The sequence below is a fragment of the Nocardiopsis sp. CNS-639 genome, assembly GCF_000381685.1.
Classification (GTDB): Bacteria; Actinomycetota; Actinomycetes; order Streptosporangiales; family Streptosporangiaceae; genus Nocardiopsis; species Nocardiopsis dassonvillei.
In genome coordinates this window covers 38,445-58,106 of sequence record NZ_KB906867.1, presented here as the reverse complement: position 1 = coordinate 58,106, position 19,662 = coordinate 38,445, and the positions used below count along the sequence as shown (strand labels likewise).

Annotated in this window: 15 protein-coding genes and 3 tRNA genes; 2 read left to right on the top strand and 16 right to left on the bottom strand. The window is 73.4% G+C overall.

Annotation, left to right across the window (positions count from 1 at the left end; genetic code table 11):
• Positions 1 to 85 precede the first annotated feature (85 nt).
• The 5 genes from rplA to G011_RS0120255 form a co-directional block, all read right to left on the bottom strand.
• Positions 86 to 763, bottom strand: coding sequence for a 50S ribosomal protein L1 (gene rplA / locus G011_RS0120275; protein ID WP_013156099.1), 678 nt, complete (start codon positions 761 to 763; stop codon positions 86 to 88).
• Between the two features lie 121 nt (positions 764 to 884).
• Positions 885 to 1,313: a 50S ribosomal protein L11 gene (gene rplK / locus G011_RS0120270; RefSeq protein WP_013156098.1), complete on the bottom strand. Its 429-nt coding sequence runs from the start codon at positions 1,311 to 1,313 to the stop codon at positions 885 to 887.
• A gap of 351 nt (positions 1,314 to 1,664) precedes the next feature.
• The gene (nusG, locus tag G011_RS0120265) at positions 1,665 to 2,507 is read right to left on the bottom strand and encodes a transcription termination/antitermination protein NusG (protein ID WP_019610087.1); all 843 of its coding nucleotides are present in this window, start codon (positions 2,505 to 2,507) and stop codon (positions 1,665 to 1,667) included.
• Positions 2,508 to 2,678: 171 nt separating this feature from the next.
• Positions 2,679 to 2,933 (bottom strand): preprotein translocase subunit SecE, encoded by a 255-nt coding sequence (secE, locus tag G011_RS0120260; RefSeq protein WP_013156096.1) that lies wholly within the window; start codon positions 2,931 to 2,933, stop codon positions 2,679 to 2,681.
• A 99-nt stretch (positions 2,934 to 3,032) separates the two neighbouring features.
• A tRNA-Trp gene (locus G011_RS0120255) sits at positions 3,033 to 3,105 on the bottom strand.
• Between the two features lie 222 nt (positions 3,106 to 3,327).
• On the opposite strand from G011_RS0120255, the gene G011_RS0120250 reads away from it, so the two are divergent.
• Positions 3,328 to 4,536 carry a pyridoxal phosphate-dependent aminotransferase gene (locus G011_RS0120250; RefSeq protein WP_174547194.1) on the top strand — a complete coding sequence of 403 codons (1,209 nt, stop codon included), beginning with the start codon at positions 3,328 to 3,330 and terminating at the stop codon, positions 4,534 to 4,536.
• Between the two features lie 296 nt (positions 4,537 to 4,832).
• Entirely contained in the window at positions 4,833 to 5,882 is a 1,050-nt protein-coding gene (locus tag G011_RS0120245; RefSeq protein ID WP_013156094.1) for an adenosine deaminase, read from the top strand.
• Positions 5,883 to 6,003: 121 nt separating this feature from the next.
• Here the strand turns inward: G011_RS0120245 and G011_RS0120240 are convergent, their stop codons facing one another.
• From G011_RS0120240 to G011_RS0120190, 11 genes are all read right to left on the bottom strand, one after another.
• Positions 6,004 to 6,597 (bottom strand): TMEM165/GDT1 family protein, encoded by a 594-nt coding sequence (locus G011_RS0120240; protein WP_013156093.1) that lies wholly within the window; start codon positions 6,595 to 6,597, stop codon positions 6,004 to 6,006.
• Positions 6,598 to 6,924: 327 nt separating this feature from the next.
• A complete protein-coding gene (locus G011_RS0120235; RefSeq protein WP_019610085.1) occupies positions 6,925 to 7,989 on the bottom strand; it encodes a UDP-N-acetylmuramate dehydrogenase in 1,065 nt (354 codons plus the stop codon).
• 2 nt (positions 7,990 to 7,991) lie between these two features.
• Entirely contained in the window at positions 7,992 to 8,420 is a 429-nt protein-coding gene (locus tag G011_RS0120230) for a MaoC family dehydratase (protein WP_013156091.1), read from the bottom strand.
• Positions 8,417 to 8,866 carry a MaoC family dehydratase N-terminal domain-containing protein gene (locus tag G011_RS0120225; RefSeq protein WP_013156090.1) on the bottom strand — a complete coding sequence of 150 codons (450 nt, stop codon included), beginning with the start codon at positions 8,864 to 8,866 and terminating at the stop codon, positions 8,417 to 8,419. Before G011_RS0120225 ends, G011_RS0120230 begins: the two co-directional genes overlap by 4 nt.
• A gap of 146 nt (positions 8,867 to 9,012) precedes the next feature.
• Entirely contained in the window at positions 9,013 to 9,177 is a 165-nt protein-coding gene (gene rpmG, locus G011_RS0120220) for a 50S ribosomal protein L33 (protein ID WP_013156089.1), read from the bottom strand.
• Positions 9,178 to 9,256: 79 nt separating this feature from the next.
• A tRNA-Met gene (locus G011_RS0120215) sits at positions 9,257 to 9,332 on the bottom strand.
• A gap of 102 nt (positions 9,333 to 9,434) precedes the next feature.
• Positions 9,435 to 9,510: transfer RNA gene (locus tag G011_RS0120210), tRNA-Thr, on the bottom strand.
• 162 nt (positions 9,511 to 9,672) lie between these two features.
• Entirely contained in the window at positions 9,673 to 11,703 is a 2,031-nt protein-coding gene (locus G011_RS0120205) for an ATP-binding protein (protein WP_019610084.1), read from the bottom strand.
• Between the two features lie 127 nt (positions 11,704 to 11,830).
• Positions 11,831 to 16,585, bottom strand: a complete 4,755-nt coding sequence (locus tag G011_RS0120200; protein ID WP_019610083.1) for a TIGR02680 family protein — start codon at positions 16,583 to 16,585, stop codon at positions 11,831 to 11,833.
• Positions 16,527 to 17,921, bottom strand: coding sequence for a TIGR02678 family protein (locus G011_RS0120195; RefSeq protein ID WP_019610082.1), 1,395 nt, complete (start codon positions 17,919 to 17,921; stop codon positions 16,527 to 16,529). The genes G011_RS0120200 and G011_RS0120195 overlap by 59 nt, the downstream gene beginning before the upstream one ends.
• On the bottom strand, positions 17,921 to 19,480 hold the full coding sequence (locus G011_RS0120190; protein WP_019610081.1) for a DUF2397 family protein: 1,560 nt from the start codon (positions 19,478 to 19,480) through the stop codon (positions 17,921 to 17,923). Before G011_RS0120190 ends, G011_RS0120195 begins: the two co-directional genes overlap by 1 nt.
• Between the last annotated feature and the right edge of the window lie 182 nt (positions 19,481 to 19,662).

The following is a 19,662-nucleotide window of genomic DNA, read 5'->3' as shown; positions in this document are numbered from 1 at the left end:
ACAAGCCCCGGGAGAAGCGGAGCGGCCCCCGCCGTCCTCTCGGACTGCGGGGGCCGCTCTCGTCTGCGCTGGGCAGCCGCGAAGGCTAGACCTCGAGCGGGATGCTCGGGCCCATGGACGTGGAGACCACGGCCTTCTTGATGTAGCGGCCCTTGGCGGCGGACGGCTTGAGGCGGTTCACCTCGTCGATCGCGGCCTGGTAGTTCTCCAGGAGCTTCTGGTCGTCGAAGGAGGCCTTGCCGATGATGAAGTGCAGGTTCCCGTGGCGGTCCACGCGGAACTCGATCTTGCCGCCCTTGATGTCGGTGACGGCCTTGGCGACGTCGGGGGTGACGGTGCCGGTCTTCGGGTTCGGCATCAGGCCGCGCGGACCGAGCACGCGGCCGAGGCGGCCGACCTTGCCCATGAGGTCCGGGGTGGCCACGACGGCGTCGAAGTCGGTGAAGCCCTTCGAGACCTTCTCGATCATCTCGTCGTCGCCGATGATGTCGGCGCCAGCCGCGAGAGCCTGCTCGGCACGCTCACCGGTCGCGAAGACCAGGACCCGAGCGGTCTTGCCGGTGCCGTTCGGCAGGTTCACGGTGCCGCGGACCATCTGGTCGGCCTTGCGCGGGTCGACGCCCAGGCGCAGGGCGACCTCGACGGTCGCGTCGAACTTGACGGTGGAGGTCTCCTTGGCGAGCTTCACGGCCTCGGCGGGGCCGTAGAGCTTGTCACGGTCCACCTGCTGGCTGGCTTTGCGGTGGTTCTTGCTGCGCTTCACTCTGTTCTCCTGGGGAACGTGTGGTCACCGGGCCAGCGCCTGGCCCTGCCACGGTGGTTCTTGAACGTCGAGCGTCCCCGGTCGCTCCGGTCCTCCGCGGACCGGTGCCACCGTGCGGGGACTACTTGACCTCGATGCCCATCGAGCGGGCGGTACCGGCGACGATCTTGGCGGCGGCCTCGATGTCCTCGGTGTTGAGGTCGGGCAGCTTGGTCTGCGCGATCTCGCGGACCTGCTCGGCGGTGATGGAACCGGCGGTGCTGCGGCCCGGGTCGGTCGCGGCCTTGTCCAGACCGGCGGCCTTCAGGATCAGCTTCGGCGCCGGAGGCGTCTTGGTGACGAAGCTGAAGGAACGGTCCTCGTAGATGGAGATCTCGACGGGGATGACGTTGCCGCGCTGGGACTCCGTGGCAGCGTTGTACTGCTTGCAGAAGTCCATGATGTTGACGCCGTGCGGACCGAGCGCGGTACCGACGGGCGGCGCCGGGGTGGCCTGACCGGCGGGGAGCTGCACCTTGACGAGTGCGGCCAGTTTCTTCTTCGGAGGCATATCGGGTCCTTTGCCTGATCTGCGTTGTGTTCTGGTCCCGTTGCCTCCCTGACGGCACCGCGCGGCCGCGGGGGCCGGGGAACCGCTGCCGAAGGAGGCGGGAACCCCGCGCTCGACGGGCGCGGGGCGTCGGCCCGCCGGGACCGGGCGGGCCGGGGCGCGCCCCGCCGGGGCGGGACACGCGAGTGGGTCCGCCACGGGGCGGACCCACCAAGTCTATGCCGATCATGGAGGTGCCCTGACAGGCACCTCACGACCGCGGGGCCCGAGCCCGGGCGGCGGGGGCGTGGAGTGCCCCGACAGCCGTTCCGCGACCGCGGGCCCGAGCGGTGAGAGCCGGGAGTGGACGGGCTAGATCTTGGCGACCTGGTTGAACGACAGCTCGACCGGGGTCTCGCGGCCGAAGATCGACACCAGCACCTTGAGCTTCTGAGTGTCGGGGTTGATCTCGCTGACCGTCGCGGGCAGGGTCGCGAACGGGCCCTCCATGACGGTGACGGACTCGCCGACCTCGTAGGCCACGTCCATGCGGGCCTCTCCGACGCCGCCAGCGGTCCGGGCCTGCTGCGCCTGCTCCGGCTCCACCTCCGGCTCGGGGGCGAGGAGCTTGGCGACCTCGGTCAGGCTCAGCGGCGCGGGCTTGTTGGACAGGCCCACGAAGCCGGTGACGCCCGGGGTGTTGCGGATGGCCGACCAGGACTCGTCGGTCAGGTCCATGCGGACGAGCACGTAGCCGGGCAGGACCTTCTCGGTGACCTGCTGGCGCTTGCCGCTCTTGACCTCGGTGACCTCGTGCTCGGGCACCTCGACCTGGAAGATGTACTCCTCCATGTTGAGGGACTGGGTGCGGCTCTCGACGTTGGCCTTGACCCGCTTCTCGTAACCGGCGTAGGTGTGCACGACGTACCAGTCGCCGGGCAGCAGGACGAGCTCGTTCTTGAACTCCTCGACGGGGTCCAGGCGGGGGGCCTCCTCCTCGGCGGCCTCGTCCTGCTCCTCGTCCTCCTCCACGACGCCCTCGTGGTCGTCGGCGGCCTCGGACGCGTCGGCGTCACCGGTCAGCTCCGGGCTGTCGGTGTCGACCGCGTCGGTCGCGTCCTCCGGCAGCTCGCCCGCCAGGCCGGTCTCTTCCGCCGACGACTGAACCGGCTCCTCTTCGGGGAAGTCGTCAGAGGTCAGTGGGGACTCGGACACGGCTGCTCTTTCTCTCGTCGGATTCGCTCTCGGGGCGACGCACACGAGGCAGCGCTGTGCGTCGAACCCGGTTCTGCCAGCTTACGGTCTCTCCGGGCGGACCGGGACCAACGCGCGGACGAGGAGGCCGCGTCCCGGCTCCTGCCGGAGGACGCGGCGCGGAAGTGGTGGTCAGACGCCCTGCGGAGTGCCGAACGTGCCGTACAGCCAGGTGACCGCCTCGCCGAAGCCCCAGTCCACGAGGGAGACGTATCCCAGGACGACCAGAACGAAGACGAGGACCACGATGGTGTAGGTCACCAGCTCGCGGCGCGTGGGCCAGCGGACCTTGCGCAGCTCTCCGGCGACCTGCTTGGTGAACGTCACCGGACCGGTACGACGCTTGGGCTCCTTGTCGGGCTTGGCGTCGGCGTCAGTCTGAGTCACCTGGGGTCCTTAGGGTCGCGGGCTGCTACTTGTCCCCGTAGTTTCGGTGCCCGTGCCGTGCGGCGCCCGCCGGGGCGCCGCACCGCACGCGCGAAGGTGCAGGGCAGGAGGGACTCGAACCCCCAACCGCCGGTTTTGGAGACCGGTGCTCTGCCAATTGAGCCACTGCCCTTAGCGGAAACTGCAATCCCACCATAGCCGGTTCCGGTGCGCTGCGCACACCGTGCGCCAGGTAACACCTGGGCCACGACCGGCCGACCCGAAAGAGTGTATGCGCTCGGGGCGCCGTGACCAAACCGTTCGTCCCTCCGAGGAGGGTGAACGACCCCTTCGTCCGGTTGCGCCCTCCTTCCCGCCCGCGCCCGGACCAGGGGCGCATGACAACATGGGACGCATGACTGATCGACCCCGTCTCTCTGCACGTATCAGCGCGATCTCCGAGTCCGCCACCCTGGCCGTGGACGCCAAGGCCAAGGCGATGAAGGCGGAGGGCCGTGCCGTCATCGGCTTCGGCGCGGGAGAGCCCGACTTCCCGACCCCCGACTACATCGTCGAGGCCGCCGTCGAGGCCGCCCGTGAGCCCCGGTTCCACCGCTACACGCCCGCCGGCGGCCTGCCCGAGCTCAAGAAGGCCATCGCCGAGAAGACCCTGCGCGACTCCGGCTACGAGGTCGACCCCGCCCAGGTCCTGGTGACCAACGGCGGCAAGCAGGCCATCTACGAGGCCTTCGCCGCCATGCTGGACCCGGGCGACGAGGTCATCGTCATCGCCCCGTACTGGACCACCTACCCCGAGTCGATCAAGCTCGCGGGCGGCGTCCCGGTCTTCGTCGTCACCGACGAGAGCACCGGCTACCTGGCCAGTGTGGAGCAGCTGGAGGCGGCGCGCAGCGAGCGCACCAAGGTCCTGGTGTTCGTCTCCCCGTCCAACCCGACCGGCGCCGTGTACCCGCGCGAGCAGGTCCGCGAGATCGGCCGCTGGGCGAACGAGCACGGCCTGTGGGTGCTGTCCGACGAGATCTACGAGCACCTGGTCTACGGGGACGCCGAGTTCTCCTCGCTGCCCGTCGAGGTGCCCGAGATCGCCGACCGCACCGTCATCGTCAACGGCGTGGCCAAGACCTACGCCATGACCGGCTGGCGCGTGGGGTGGATCATCGGCCCCAAGGACGTGGTCAAGGCCGCGGGCAACCTCCAGTCGCACGCCACCTCCAACGTCGCCAACGTCTCGCAGGCCGCCGCCCTGGCCGCGGTCTCCGGCGACCTGGACGCCGTGGCGACGATGCGCGAGGCCTTCGACCGCCGCCGCAAGACGATCGTGCGCATGCTCAACGAGATCGACGGCGTGGTCTGCCCCGAGCCGCAGGGCGCGTTCTACGCCTACCCCTCGGTCAAGGGCGTGCTGGGCAAGGAGATCCGGGGCCGGACGCCGCAGACCTCCACCGAGCTGGCCGAGCTCATCCTGGAGCAGGCCGAGGTCGCCGTGGTGCCCGGTGAGGCCTTCGGCACCCCCGGCTACCTGCGCCTGTCCTACGCGCTCAGCGACGAGGACCTCGCCGAGGGCGTGAGCCGCATCCAGAAGCTGCTGGCCGAGGCCAAGTAGCGGCGCCTCTTCGGGGCTCCGCTGCGCTTCGCCCGTGTCCGGGCGCCCAAAGAGCGGGAACCTTCGGTGCCTCCGGCGGGTTCGCTCGTTCCTCGCGAACCCGCCTCCGCCACCTCCAGAACCCCGCGGGCGCCCGGACAGAACCCCCTGAAGCCGGGCACCCGGTCACCGGCTCCGTTCACGCGCCCCGGGGACGGGTTCCCCGGGGCGCGTCCGCGTGTACGGGGACCGGCCCCCGCGCGGCCGGGTGGGGCGTACTGGCACCGGAGGCGTCCCGTATACGGCAGGCTTACGTCATGGAGACACCGACCAGCGCCCGCCGGTTGGACCGGCTGCCCAAAGCACACCTGCACCTGCACTTCACCGGATCGATGCGCCATCCCACCCTGGTGGAGCTGGCCGCCGAGCACGGCATCCACCTCCCCCAGGCCCTGGTCGAGGAGTGGCCGCCCAGGCTCCGCGCCACGGACGAGCGCGGCTGGTTCCGCTTCCAGCGCCTGTACGACATCGCCCGGTCGGTGCTGCGCAGACCCGAGGACGTGTACCGGCTGCTGCGCGAGGCGGCCGAGGACGAGCGCGCGGCCGGGTCCGGCTGGCTGGAGATCCAGGTGGACCCGAGCGGTTACGCGTCGCTCTTCGACGGGCTCACCGCCACCCTGGAGCTGTTCCTGGACGCGGCCCGCGCCGCCGAGCGCGAGACCGGCGTGCACGTCGGCCTGATGGTGGCGGCCAACCGCACCAGGCACCCGCTGGACGCCAAGGTGCTGGCCCGCCTGGCCCGCCAGTACGCGGGCAGGGGCGTGGTGTCGTTCGGCCTGAACAACGACGAGCGGCGTGGCCGCGCCCTGGAGTTCGAGGGGGCGTTCCGGATCGCGCGGCGGGCCGGGCTGCTCTCCGCTCCGCACGGCGGCGAGCTCCAGGGGCCCCGCAGCGTGCGCGAGTGCCTGGACGTGCTGGACGCCGACAGGATCGGGCACGGTGTGCGGGCCGTGGAGGACCCGCGGCTGGTGGAGCGGATCGCCGAACGCGGGGTGACCCTGGAGGTCTGCCCGACCTCCAACGTGGGCCTGGGGGTGTACGACGACCTGGGGCAGCTGCCGCTGCGCACGCTCTTCGACGCCGGGGTCCCGGTCGCGCTGGGCACCGACGACCCGCTGCTGTTCGGGCCGCGCCTGGTGGAGCAGTACCGGATCGCCCGCGAGGTGCTCGGGTTCTCCGACCCGGAGCTGGCCGAGCTGGCGCGGATGTCGGTCCGCGGCTCGGGTGCGCCGGAGTCGCTGCGCAAGGAGCTGCTGGCCGGGGTGGACGCCTGGCTGGCCGCAGACCCGGAGCCCGTCGGGGACTGAGCCGCCCCCGGCTCCGGCCGCTCGCGGAGGCATCGGCCGTCCGGGGCGCGGTCCCGGCCCCGCCGGAGCCACCCGCCCCATCCGGCCCAGGGCTCAGGGCTCAGGGCTCAGGGCTCAGGGCTCAGGCGAGGAGCATCCAGGCGCCCTGGCCCAGCATGGCGACGCCCGCGACGAAGAACAGGGTGGCCGCGCCGATCTGGATGGCGCGCTCGGGCAGCTTCTTGCCGAGCACGGCGCCCAGCGCGATGGCGATGGCGTCGGCCGCGACCATGCCCACGGTGGAGCCGATCCACACGGGCAGCCAGTGGTGCTGGGTGCCGACGGTGATCGTGGCGAGCATGGTCTTGTCGCCGAGTTCGGCGACGAGGAAGACGACGAAGACGGTCGCGAAAGCGGAGCGGATGCGCCGGGAGGCCGCTCGGGCCTCGTCCTTGTCGCTCATCTCGTCGCCGCGCAGGGTCCACGCGCCGAAGAACAGGAACGCGACACCGGCGGCGAGGGTGAGCCAGTCGGTGGGGAGCGCGGCGCCCAGGACCTCGGCCAGCAGGACGCTGCCCGCGTGTACGACGGCGGTGGCGGCGGTGATGCCGAGGATGACCGTGAGGGCCCGGTAGCGGGTGGCCAGGGACATGGCCACGAGTTGGGTCTTGTCGCCCATTTCGGCGATGAAGATGGCGAAGGCGCTGAATGCCAGCCCGGCGGCGAACCCCGTCATGTTTCCCCTTCCGTCCGATCCTGTCTGGGCAGAAGGAGGCGGACACCACTTCAACCCGGTCTTTTCCGGGTCAAAGGTCTCGTCCGCTCCTGGCTCGGCGTGTCTGGCCTGGCCGGGCTCGTACGACCGGGCCGCGGGGCGGCCAGTGTGTCGATCGCACGCATTGGGGACTACTCCCCTTCGACGCCTCCGACTTTATGGCACAACAGAAGGGGAATGCAATTCATGGCTTTACTGAATTGATTTATCAGCCCGCCCTGAAAAACAAGTTTGCCGCGCCCAACTCGGAAATTGGGCGCGGCTGGGGCCGGGGCTCGGGGCACCGGTTCAGAGGGAGACGCCGACCATCACCGGCTCGTTGACCAGGCGGACCCCGAAGGCCTCCTCCACGCCCGCCCGCACCTCGCGGGCCAGCTCCAGCAGGTCCTTCGTGGTGGCGCCGCCGGGGTTGGTCAGGGCGAGGCTGTGCTTGCCGGAGATGCGCGCGGGGCCGTCGCCGTACCCCTTGGTGAACCCGGCGCGGTCGATCAGCCAGGCCGCGGAGAGCTTGACGTTCCCCCGTGCGTCGGGGTGGCCGGGCACCTGCACGTCGGCGCCCAGGCGGGCGGCCGCCCGTTCGCGCACGGCCGCGAACTCCTCGGCGGTGACCACCGGGTTGGTGAAGAACGACCCGGCGCTGCGGGTGTCGGGGTCGGCGGGGTCCAGGACCATGCCCTTGCCCTTGCGCAGCCCCAGGACGGTCTCGCGCGCCCGCTCCAGCGGCACCCGGGCGCCCGCCTCGGCCCCCAGGGTGCGGGCCACCTCGGCGTAGGCGACCGGACGGCTGAGCTTGGAGCGGCGCAGCGCGAAGACCACCTCGCACACCACGTGGCGGTCGTCGCCCTTGAAGACGCTGTCGCGGTAGCTGAAGCCGCACTCGGCGTTGGTCATCCGGCGCCGCTCGCCGGTGCGCCGGTCGTGGACGAGCACCTCGCGGATGGTCTGGCTGACGTCCTGGCCGTAGGCGCCCACGTTCTGGATGGGCGTGGAGCCGACCCGGCCGGGGATGCCCGACAGGAACTCCAGCCCGCTGAGGCCCTCGGCCACGACGCGCTCCACCAGCGGGTCCCACTCCACGCCCGCGTCGGCGCGCAGCAGCACGACCGGTTCGCCCTCGTCGTCGGTGCCCGCCTCCTCGAAGGAGACGCCCTTGGAGTCCACGAGGACCACCGTTCCGGGGAACCCGTCGTCGGAGACCACGAGGTTGCTGCCGCCGCCCAGGACGAGGACGGGCTCGCCGGCGGCGTCGGCCCGGGTCACGGCGGTGACCAGTTCGTCGGTGGTGCCCGCGACCAGGAAGGTCCGCGCCGGGCCGCCCAGACGCAGGGTGGTGTACTCGGAGAGTGCGGTCACGTCTACCTCGCCAGGCGCACGGTGGCCTTGGACTGCACCAGGACCTTGGCGCCGCCCGACCGCGCGGTCAGCAGCACCGTGACGGTGCCGTCGTCGTTCTTGGTCTTGACCTTGCCGCCGACGGTGATCTCGGCGCCCTCGTCGTCGTCGGGGACCACCACGGGCGCGGAGAAGCGCACCGAGTAGTCGACGACGCAGCCGGGGTCGCCCGCCCAGTCGGTGATCACCCGCGCGGCCTCGGCCATGGTGAACATGCCGTGCGCGATGACGTCGGGCAGTCCGACAGACTTGGCGAAGCGCTCGTTCCAGTGGATCGGGTTGAAGTCGCCCGAGGCGCCCGCGTAGCGGACCAGGTCCAGGCGGCGGACCGGGAAGGTGCGCTCGGGCAGCTCGGTGCCGACCTCGACGTCGGCGTGGCGCAGCCTGCTCATGCCTCTCCTCCTCGCGCGACCAGCATCATCGTGGCGGTGACCACGTGCTCGCCGTCGGCGTCGTGTGCCGCGGTCTCCAGGGTGATCAGCTCGTTGCCGCCCAGGGCCCGGATGGCCGTGATGCGGGTGACGCTGCTGAGGACGTCCCCGGCGTGCAGCGGACGGCTGTAGCGGAAGCTCTGGTCGCCGTGCACGACCCGGGAGAAGTCCAGGCCGAGGTCGGGGTCGGCGATGGCCTGGGCCGAGCCCGCCATCCCCAGGATGACCGGGAAGGTGGGCGGGGCGACCACGTCGGGGTGTCCGGCCGCCCGGGCCGAGGCCTGGTCGGTGTAGACCGGGTTGGGGTCGTTGACCGCCTCGGCGAACTCCCGGATCTTGCCCCGGGTGACCTCGTAGGCCTCCGGCGCGGGGTACTCCCGGCCGAGGTAGTCAGGGTTGATCGCCACGCTCTCTCCTGCTCCTGTCGTGAAGGGGCCCGGACACGCGAACAGCCCGGTGAGCGGATCGCTCACCGGGCTGGAAGCCTTCGAGAACTGCCTCTGCGACGTCGCGGCGGAGACGATCGCGCTCGACAGGGGCGCTCGCGCGGGACCTAACGGGTCTCGCGGTGCTCGTTGTGCTTGCGGCAGTTCGGGCAGAACTTCTTGATCGCGAGACGGTCGGGGGTGTTCCGACGGTTCTTGCGGGTGATGTAGTTCCGGTGATTGCACTCCTGGCAGGCCAGGGTGATCTTCGGCCTCACGTCGGTGGCAGCCACTTCGGAGTGCCTTTCTCGCTGGAAACAGTAGTAAACGCCCGCGACGACCCCTGAGATGTGGGCTCAGGGGTCAGCGGGTTGGTAGCGGGGGCCGGACTTGAACCGACGACACAGCGATTATGAGCCGCTTGCTCTACCGACTGAGCTACCCCGCCCCGATCAACGGGACCACAACCCTACCAGGGCTGCGACCCGGTGCAGGCCGGCGGATGCTCCCTCCGGCCACCCACCTGAGTGGACCGTACCCCGTCAAGTGGTGGAGCCCCTTTACGGAATCGAACCGTAGACCTTCTCCTTACCATGGAGACGCTCTGCCGACTGAGCTAAAGGGGCGCGCTGGTGGGGCTTTCTCTCGTCCGCCCCGGGGGTGTTGCCCCCTTGCGCTGGTCATGACTATACAGGGATCCGGGGGTGGTCTGCCAAATCGAATGCCCCCGCCCCGCGCCCGGACGCCGAAACCCCTGTTCACAGCGGTTTCGGCGCCGCGACTGTGACTCAGACCGCCTCGACCCACACGTTGGACATCGCGTCCCGGTTGATCGTGCGGATGTCGGCGGGCAGGCCCAGTCGGCGCAGGGCGTCGGACAGACGGGTGTCGTGGGTGAACACGATCAGCTGCCGGTGCCTGCCCACCTCCGCCAGCACCGCGGACAGGCCCTCCACGGTCTCGGTGTCCATCGCCTGGACCGGGTCGTCCAGGACCAGGAAGCCGAAGGGGTTGCCCTCCACCAGGGTGCGCGGCAGGCAGATGGACAGCGCCAGCGCCTGGAACTCGCCCTGGCTCAGGAGCCCGGGCGCGCTGGTCTGGTCGCCGACGCCGTCGACCGACACGTCCACCTCGACCCGGCGCCGGGCGCCCCGGCCGATCAGCCGCATGCCCTGGAGGTCGATGTGGCGCTCCTGGCGCAACCGGTACCAGACCTGCTCGGCCTGCGCCGCGACCGGGCCCAGCCGCTCCTCGCGCAGGATCCTCGCCTGCTCCGACAGCCAGTTCAGCGCGGCCTCGGCCCCGTTGAGGACCTCGCGCGCGGTGAGGGCGTCCTGGGCGTCGTCCAGCCACCCCGAGAGCTGCTCGGCCAGCTCCGACCAGCCGCCGGTCGGGTCCTCCAACCGCTCGCTCGCGTCCCGGCGGGCGCTCACCGCGGCCGCCCGCAGCCTGCGGCCGACCGCCTCGATGTGCTCGGCCAGCTCGGCCAGGTCCTCGATGTCCGCGCCGGACTCCCACAGCGACCACACCTGGCCCAGCTCGCTCTCCGGTGGCAGCCAGCCCGGCGCCGGGGACATCAGGAAGCGGGCCTGGTCCCTGGCCGCGTCGGCGCGCTCGTAGGCGGCCGAGACGACGGCCGCCTGGGGCTTGAGGGCGCGCAGCTGGGCGTTGGCCCGGCGCACCCAGTCGGCGCCCAGCGGCGCGGAGCACGTGGGGCACTCGGTCTCGGAGGGGTGGCGCTGGTGGTGTTCGAGGGCCTGTTCCAGGAGCCTGACCACCCCGTGCGCGCGGTCGCCCTTGCTGCCCGCGGCCATGGCCAGCTCCATGGACGCGCCCCGCAGCTCGTTGACCACGTCGGACATCAGCGTCCGCTCGGGCACGGCCAGCCGCCGCAGGCGGCGCAGGACCGTGTGCAGCTCGGGGTCGCTGGGCCCGGTGTCGGAGGCGAGCCTGCGCAGGGCGTCCATGTCGAAGTAGGAGGCGGTGAGCAGCTGGACGGCCTGCACGGCCCTGGGGTCGTCGGAGGCCCGGAGCGCGTCGAGCAGGTACCGCAGCTCCCGCGAGGGCCGGTCGCGGCGCTTGGCGAGCCCGTCGCACACCTTGGCCAGGCGCCGCTCGGCCTCCGCCAGGCCGCTGAGCCCGAGCAGGCCGGTGAGCGTGTCGTACAGCTCGGCCGAACGCCCGGTGACCGTGCGGCCGAGTTCGTCGTAGGACAGGAACGGGCGGTAGCGCACGAGGTTGTCGCCCCAGTCCATGGTCCTGAGGGGGGAGACCTCGCCGTCGGGGTGGACGACCTCGCCGCGCGCGGAGCGGACGCTCTCGCCCGTCCACCTGCGGCTGATGCGGGTGGAGCCCTCGTCCCCGGCGACGCGGACGTCCACGGTCGCCTCGGTGCGCTCGTCGTAGTGGAGGTTGCGCCAGCCGTCGCGCCAGCCCGTGGGCATGGAATCCCACCGGGGGTTGCGGCCGGTGAGGGCCGCCTCCGCGGCCTCGGCGAAGCTGGACTTGCCCGAGCCGTTGCGCCCGACGATCACGGTGAGTCCGGGACCGGCGTCGAAGGTGAGCTCGGCGGGGCGGCCGATGCCCCGGAAGCCCTGGACCCTGATCCCCGTGAGGTAGGTCCGCCGGACCCTGCCCGCGGGCGGCTCGGCGACGGGTTCCGGCTCGGGGACCCGTTCACCCCTCAGGCGGGCCTCCAGGGCGTCCTCTCCCCACAGGGCCGCGCTGACCCAGGAGCTGACCTCCCGGGGCAGTCCGGAGCGCGCCAGAGCGTCCAGGAGCGCCGTCCCACCCTCGAACGTCTCGGGTACCCGAGTCACTTCGTCACCCCGTTCACGTGTCGTCTCCGCACAAGCAGACTAGGACAGGACGGGAGGAAGCACTCGCCGAACGCCGGTCTCCGTCGCGGGAGGGGCCGACAGGCCTCCTCCCCCGACGCGGCCCCCCTCACACCCCCACCAGGCGCCTCCTGCTCCCGTCCCACGTGAAGTGCAGGGTGGCGATCCCGGGCACGTTCGGGTCCCGCAGGCACTCGTAGATGTTGAGGCTGGGGACGCTGGCGAAGCAGCCCCACACCCGTTCCGAGGTCAGGACGAAGTCCAGGTCCAGTTCGACCAGCAGGCCCAGCAGGCGTCCGTGCGTGGGCTCGTCGACCTTGGCGAAGGCGTCGTCGAGCAGGATCAGTCTCGGCGCCCACGGCGCCCGGGCCGCCAGGGCGTCGAAGTGCGCGGCGGCGGCCGCGAACAGCACCAGGTAGGCCACCACGCGCTGCTCGCCCTGGCTGAGCGCCGTGCGGTGCCCCAGGCGCCGTTCGTCGCCCGCGCCGTCGGTCACGTACACGGTGAAGGTGAACCAGGACCGGTAGTCCAGGGCCGCGCGCAGCTGCGCGCCCCCCGTGGCGGTGGGGTCCAGGCGGCGGATGGCCTCGATGCAGCGCCGGAGCGCGTCGCGCAGCCGGGTCGTCTGCACGCGGGTCCGCTCCTTGGCCGGGGTGGCCAGGAGCGGCACGACCGCCTCGATGTCCGCGCCCGCGTCGGGGGCGAGCCGCCAGTCCAGGCGCACGCCCAGACCGGCCGAGGTGGTGACGTCCTTGAGGACGTCGTTCATGGTGGCGATGAGGGCCCTGGCCTCCTCGACCTGACGCGCCAGGTGGCCGGCCAGCTCCCCGAGCAGGTGCCGCTCGAAGGCCTCCTCCTCCGCGATCGCGACGCTCTCCTCGGCCCCGGCGACCGCGGCGGCGATCCGTTCGGCGTAGGCGGTGACGTCGTGCGCGCCGTCCTCGTCGTGGACCGTGAGGCGCTTGACGCCCCGGGGTTCGCTCATCTCGGTGCGGACCTGCGTCCAGCCCGCCGAGGCGAGCACCCGGTCCAGGTCCTCGCGGCTGGCCAGGACCGTGCTGTCGTCGACCCGGGGTACGTCCGCCGCGTCGTCGCCCTCCGGGGCGGCCAGGCCCTCCTCCATCCCGAGGACGAAGGCCTCCAGCAGGGCGAGGCGCGCGTCGGGCCCGGGGGGCGCGGTCTCGGCGCGGGCGGCCAGGTAGGCGGCCAGGGGCGCGTCGTCCTCGGCGCACGCGCCCAGTCCCGCGGCGCGCAGCAGCACGGCGTCGGGGACCTCGGCTCCGGACGCGTCGGTCCAGGTGAGCGAGGAGACCAGGCCGTCCCCGGCCGCGAGCGCGCGACTCACCTGCTCGGCGCGCTCGCGCGTGGCCGCGGCCAGGCGCGCCTCGGCGCTGACCCGTTCGTCCCGGGCGCGCTGGGCGTCGCGTTCGAGTTCGGGCAGGCGCTGGGCGGCCTCCTCGGCCCTGGCCCCGACCTGCTCGCGGGCGGCGTCGAGCTGTTCTTCGGCCACGCCCCGCGCCCGGTCGCCGAGCTCGATCTGGCGGCGGACGGTGATCATGTCGTCGATCGCCGCGGCGCGGGCGTCCTCGGCCAGCACCCGGTCGGCCCGGACGGCCCGCCAGGCGGCGACGTGGTGCTCGTGGTCGGCGAGCTCCCAGGCCAGGACGTCCAGGTCGCGCAGCGCGGAGGCGATGAGTACGCGCAGGTGGTCCAGGGCGCGCAGGGCGCTGTCCAGGTCGGCGCGCGCGGTGGGCAGGTCCTTCTCCCCCTCCGCGGGTCCGCCCACCCCGGTGCCCTCCACCACGGAGGAGCGGCGCAGCCCCTCGCGGATGTCGAGCAGTTCGGCCCGGCAGTCCTCGGCCGCGTCGCGGGCCACGTCGTGGGCGCGGCGCGCGGCGGCCACGTCGTCCCGGGCGGTCTCCAGGACGGCCCAGGCGCGGATCAGGGGGGCGGCGTCGGGCAGGTCGCGGGAGACCTCCAGGAGTTCGGCGTAGGAGTGCTCGACGGCCCAGCGGCGCTCGCCCGCCTCGGCGAGCAGCGCCTCGGCGATCGCCATGCGCCTGTCGGTGTTGGCGGTGGTGCGGTCGCGGGCACGTTTGCGGGCGGCCTCGCCGATGTACTCGGGTTCGCTCTTGTAGTGGGCACCGGAGGCCACGCCCAGGCGCCAGCCGCCGGACAGGGACATGGCGCTGGAGAGGGCGACGGCTCCGGGGCTGTCCTTGCGGTGACGGGGTTCGGCCTCGGCGTCCTCGGGGTCGCGGACCCGCTCCGCCTCGGAGTCCAGGGCGATGGAGGAGAGCAGGGCGCGCAGGGTGTCGGGGGCGACGCCGCGGCCGGTGGTGGGACCGGCGGCCGGGACGAGCACGTCGAGCAGCGTCCGGCCGCGGACGGGGCGCGAGAGCGCGGGGACCGGCACCGGGGAGACCATGAGGTCGCGCGTGGTCGGGTCGTGCAGGGCGCCGTCGGCGCGGACCCAGCCCGCCAGCAGTCCGCTGGCCTCCAGGGCGGCCTCCAGACCGGCCTGCTCGCGCGTGCTGAGCCCGTCCGCGAAGTCGACGGCCAGGTAGAGCGGGACGCCGTCCCCCTCGGGGCGCGGGTAGGTGGCCCATCCGGGGCGCTCGGGGGCGTGCTCGGCGTTCTTGGTGCGCCGGTCCGCCAGTTCCGCGAGTTCGCCGGAGAGCTGGCCCTCCTCCCCGACGGCCACGTCCCGCCGTGCGCGCAGTTCCTCCAGGAGGGGGTCCACGGCGGCGTGCGCCAGACGGGCCACTCTGCCGGGGACCGCGGGGTCCAGAACGCGCAGGGCGTCGTCGATGGGCAGTTCGACGCTGCCCTCCAGCTCGTGGATGGCCTCGCCCAGGGCGTGCGCGTGGCTGGAGTCGCGCAGCCGTGCGGACCAGGCGCGGACGCCCTCGGCGTAGGCGGCGCTCTGGCGCCGTACGAGGGCGACGGCGTCCTGCTCGCGCTGGTGGGCGCGTTCGAGCACGGCGTCGGCGGACTCGGCCTCGCTGGTCAGCGCGACGAGGCGGCGGTCGGCGGCGGCCTCGGCGGCGGTGAGTCCGGTCAGGCGGGCGGCCAGGTCGGCGCGGTCGGCGGCGCGGTCGGCGGCTCCGGTGAGGCGGTCGTGGAGGCGGCCCAGGCGTTCGCGCAGGGTGTCCAGGTCCACGCCCTCGACGGGTTCGCGCTCGACGGCCTGTTCCAGTCCCCGCAGGTCGACCCGGGTGGTGCTCTCGCGGGGGGCGTGGACGGTGGCGACCGGGTCGGGGACGGTGCCGAGGACGCCGGGGTCGATGCCCGCCGCGGAGGCGGCGCGCGCGGCCTCGGCGTGGGTCTGGCGCAGGACGTCGAGCGCGCGCTCGATCGTGGCGGTGTCCTCGCCGATGCGCTCGACGGTGTGGCGTTCGACCCGTTCGGCGTGCTCGGCGGCCACCCAGGCGGCCTCGGCCGCGCGGATGTAGGCGCCCACGGCGGCGTCGTAGGCGCGGCGCTCGCCGTCCGTGGCCGTGGCGGCGCCGCCCTGGGCGGCGGCGAGGGTCATGTCGTCGGACCGGGCGGTGTCGCGGGTGCGGCGGGCCTGGTCGCGTTCCTCGGAGACCTGGCTCTCCGCCGTGATGAGGTCGTCGAGTTCGGCGCGCAGCCGCTCGGTCTCCTCGGTGCGGTCCGCGGCGGCGTCGATCTGCTCGCGCACCTCGGCGGCCCGGGCGCGCAGGGTGTGGACGAGGTAGCCCCGGTAGTCCTCCAGGAACGCCGTGACGCCCGCCCCGGCCTCGGTGAGGGCGTCCTTGTCGGAGCGGGCCCGCTCCAGGTCGGCGATGTTGCGGGCGACCTCGTCCAGGACGGTCTCGTCCATGGGCGGCAGCGCCTCGGACAGGACGCCGACGAGTTCCCCGGCCTCCAGGCGGTCGCCGATGGTGGGGCGGCGCAGCCGGTAGAGCAGGTGGATGAGGTTGCGGTAGCGGACGGAGTCGTCGATGCCGAACAGGTCGTGCATCACGCGGGCCCGGTAGGGGACGGGACTGGTGAAGCAGTTGTCGGCGCCGATCTCCGAGCGGAGGCGGTCGACGGGCTTGGGGCGGCCGTCGGTGACGAGTTCGAGGTCGTGGCCGACCCGGCGGTCGGTGACGAAGAACACGCACCGAGGGTCGGAGTCGCCGACCGCCATGACGGCGGCGCCCAGGGTCAGGTGGCTGGGCGGAGCGTCGGGGTCGCGGGGCTCGGGTTCCCGCGCCGCCGCGTCGGAGTCGGCGGCGGCGCTGGCCGCCGCGCTGGCGGCGAGGAGGGCGGAGGCGCTGCTCGCACCGGTACCGGCGAGCAGCGCGGAGGCCCCCCGGCCGTTGCCGGAGCGGGCGGCGGCGTCGAGTCCGCGGTCGCCGCGCTCGGTGGTGAACTCCACCCACAGGTAGCCGAGCCGGGTGGCGGGGCCGGACTCCTCCTCCGCGGGGTCGTCGGAGGCGTCGGCGCCGTGCGGGGCGTCCGCGGACGCGTCCTCCGCGCCGGGGCCGCCGAGCAGGTCGGGACCGTCGTCCTCGGCTCCGTGGAGGCGGCCGGGCCGCGTGTCCTCGGCCATGAGCCAGCGCAGGCTGGTGCGGTTGGTGCCCGTGGTGTCCAGGCGGCGCACGTCGCCGTCGAGCAGGAACGGGAGCAGCATCTCCAGCGCCTTGGACTTGCCCGCGCCGTTGCGGCCGCGCAGCAGCAGCCGCCCCTCGGCGAAGTCCAGGACGTGGTCGTCGTACTGCCAGACGTTGCGGATGCCCGCACGTTCGAGCCGGTAGCGGGGGACGCCGCCGGAGGCGCCGGTACCGGCGGAATCAGCCGGACCCGTCGCCGCCGCCGCTTCCGGGGCCTGGCTGGTCTCCTGAGTCACCACTGGTCGCGCTCACCTTCTCGTTCGCCACCGCTTGCAGCACGGACGCCACCCGGCTCAGATCGCCGCGGGGGTCGGCGGGAGCGTCGGGTCCGCCCTCGTCGTCGCCGGGGGCACGCACCGGGTCGGGATGTGTCCGGCTGTCTTCGTCATTGTCCTGGATCGGGGGGACGCGGATGTCCGTTTCGGCCCCGTAGCGGGCGGCCGCGGCGGTGAGCCGCCACCGTCCGGGGGCGCCCCGCAGCAGTCCGAGGTCGGCCAGCAGGACCAGGACCCGCTCGCGGAGCCGTCCGGGGTCGGGGATCTCGGGTCCCGCGGTGCGGGCCCACTCGGCCCGCGCGGGCGCGTCCGCGCCGCAGAGGGCCTCCAGCGCGGTGTTCATCTCCTCCTCCGGGACCGGGGCGGAGGTGGCGGGGCGACCGGGGTGCAGGCGGCCGGAGAGGTGGCGGACCAGGGCCAGGGCGACCTGTCCGACGGGGTCGTCGGAGGGGAAGGCGGGGCGGGCGCCCGCCTCGTCGGGCATCACGAGGGCGACGCCCTCGGCGCGGACCTCGGTGTCGCAGCCCAGGAGGTTGCCGAGCGCCGCTGCGGCCCGCCACTGGTGCGCGGCGAGGCGGTCGCGCTGGCGGTCGGGGAGCTCCTCGCGGTAGACGACGGCGGTCTCGGTGAGGAGCCTGCGCAGGGCGGTCTCGCCCTGGTGGTCGCCGTCGGGGTCGGTGTCGCGTGCGGCGGCGAGGAAGGAGTCGGGGTCGTCGGAGGCGCGGGGCAGGTGGACGGCGACCGAGCGCAGGACCTGCGTGTGCGGGATCAGCTCCGCGTCGGCGGAGGGGTCCTCACGGTGGTCGGCGATGGTGCCGAAGTCCTCGGTGAGGGCGCCGAGCGAGACCAGGTGGAGCAGGGCGGCGCAGAAGGCGCGGCGCTCGGCGAGGCCGCGCTCGGGGTCGGCGTCGACCCCGGCCTCGTGCGCGGCGGAGCGGACCCGCGCGGCCAGGCCGCGGACGGTGGTGGGGCCTTGCTCCTCGACCAGGACGGCCAGGGACAGCGCCAGGTAGGTGTGCGTGCGCGGGGTGAAGGGGGCGCCGGTCCCGCGCGCGAGGGGGCGCGCGACCTCGGTGACGAGACCGCGTTTGACCAGCCGGGCGTGGTCCTCGGCGACGGTCAGGCGGTAGCCGAGCACGCGTTGGAAGCGCTGGACGAGCCACTCGGTGTGGGAGCGCACGAGGGCGAACTCGGCGGGGTGGGTGCGCTCGGTGAGCAGGGGATGGGCCAGGAGGGCGCGGGCCGCGGCCTGGCGTTCGCCGATGAGCGCGGCGTCCTCGCTGTAGGTGTCCGTCTCCATCACTCCCACGATGGCTTCTCGGGCGGGTTCGCGGACAGGTCGTCCGGGCCGGGGGCTCGCGGGTCCGGTCCAGGGAGGTTACCTGTGGGTTCGGTGTCCTCGGGGCGGGGCGCCGCCTCGGGAGCCGGGGAGGGTTCCGGGGTCGTGGAGGGGACCGGAATCCCCAGGATGTCCGCGTAGGACGGGGCGGCGGGCGTCCCGGGGATCTCCGGGACGGGCGGGGCTTCGGAGCGCGCGGAGTACGGCGGGACCGTCGGGGGCTGGGGGAAGAGGGGTTCCGTCGACGCGGCCGGGGTCTGGGGGGTACGGGGTGCGGCCGGGGACGGCGGGGTCTTCGGGTCCTCGGAGGCGGCCGGGGCGAAGGGGTTGCGGGGGGCGAACGGCGTGGACGATGTGCCCGGGCTGGCCGAGCGGCCCGAGGCAGTCGGGAGCCGAGGGTCGAAAGGGGCCGCCGGGGTCTCGGGGTTCTTCGTGTCTGTCGGGGCGGAGGAAGCCGTTGGGGCCTTGGTGCCAGCAGGGGCTTGCGGGCCCGTCGAACGGTCCGAGGCGGCAGAGTACGGAGAGTCGGCGGGGGCCAGCGGGTCATCTGGGGTCTGCGCACTCTCAGGTGCGACAGGGACCCGCGGATCGAACGGGGCCGCAGGGCCGTCGAGCACGGACGGACCCACCGGAGCCTCAGGGGCAGCGGAGGCGTCCGGGCTTACGGAGTCGGCGGGAGCCAGCGGGTCCTCGGACGGCTCTTCGGACGGCTCGGAGAGGTCCTCGTCGGTCCCGGGGCCGAGCGGATCCACGGAGGTCCGGGAATCGGCGGAGACCTCCTCCCCCTCCGGGGCAGCGTCCCCCCCCTCCGGGGCACCGGCCGCGAGGGGGTCCGCCCCGTCCTCCTCCGGCTCCTCCGGGAGCGGGTCGAGGTCACCGGGGCTGTGCTGCTCGTAGGGGGTCACCAGCAGGCGCAGCCCCTCCAGGGTCAGCTCCCCGCCCTCGCCCCGGATGGTGACGTCGGCGCCCGGCGCGGCGACGACGTGCAGGCGCAGCGCGAACTCCAGGTCCCCGGCGGAGGTGGGGCGCCTGCTGGCGTCGCCGGATCCCAGGGCCGCGGTGAGGAGTTCCATCAGGACCTCCATCCCGGCGCCGGACAGGTCCAGGCGGGCACGGCGGCCCGTGGGCTCGGTCAGCAGGGAGCGGATCTGCGCGGCACCGGCGCGGCGCCAGTGGGCGGAGGACTCGGCGGCGTCGCGCAGGCGCGCCTGCTGGGCGCGGTGGTCGCTCACCGGTTCGGGCGGTCGGGCGCCCGGGTGCTCGGTGACGGTGCTGCGGTCGGCGTCGGCCTGCCACCAGCTGGTGGTCGCGGCGACACCCTCGTCCACCCTCCCCTCCAGGTGGAGCGCCGGGTGGAGGGCGTACGAGGCGGCGGCGAGGGCGTCGGCGCGGTCCGGGTCGGACTCCTCGAACCAGGCGGCCAGGCGCAGCAGTGAGGCGCGGCCGTGCCGCGGCGTCGGCCGCCCGTCGGCGCCGCGTCCGTCGTCCGCGTGGTTGTCCGTCCACTGGTTGAGTCCCACAACTCAGCAGACTAGAGACCTCGCGGGCGCGCCACGCCCGTTTCGGCCCCCTCCGGTCCCGGGAAGAGGGCCGCGTCACCCGTTTTGATCAGGAGTTATGTACTTTTGAGGAACTTTGGCATGATTCTGCGGAGGGAGGCGAAGCTCACCTCCGCCGGACGCGGCGGCGTGCCCCCGGCAGC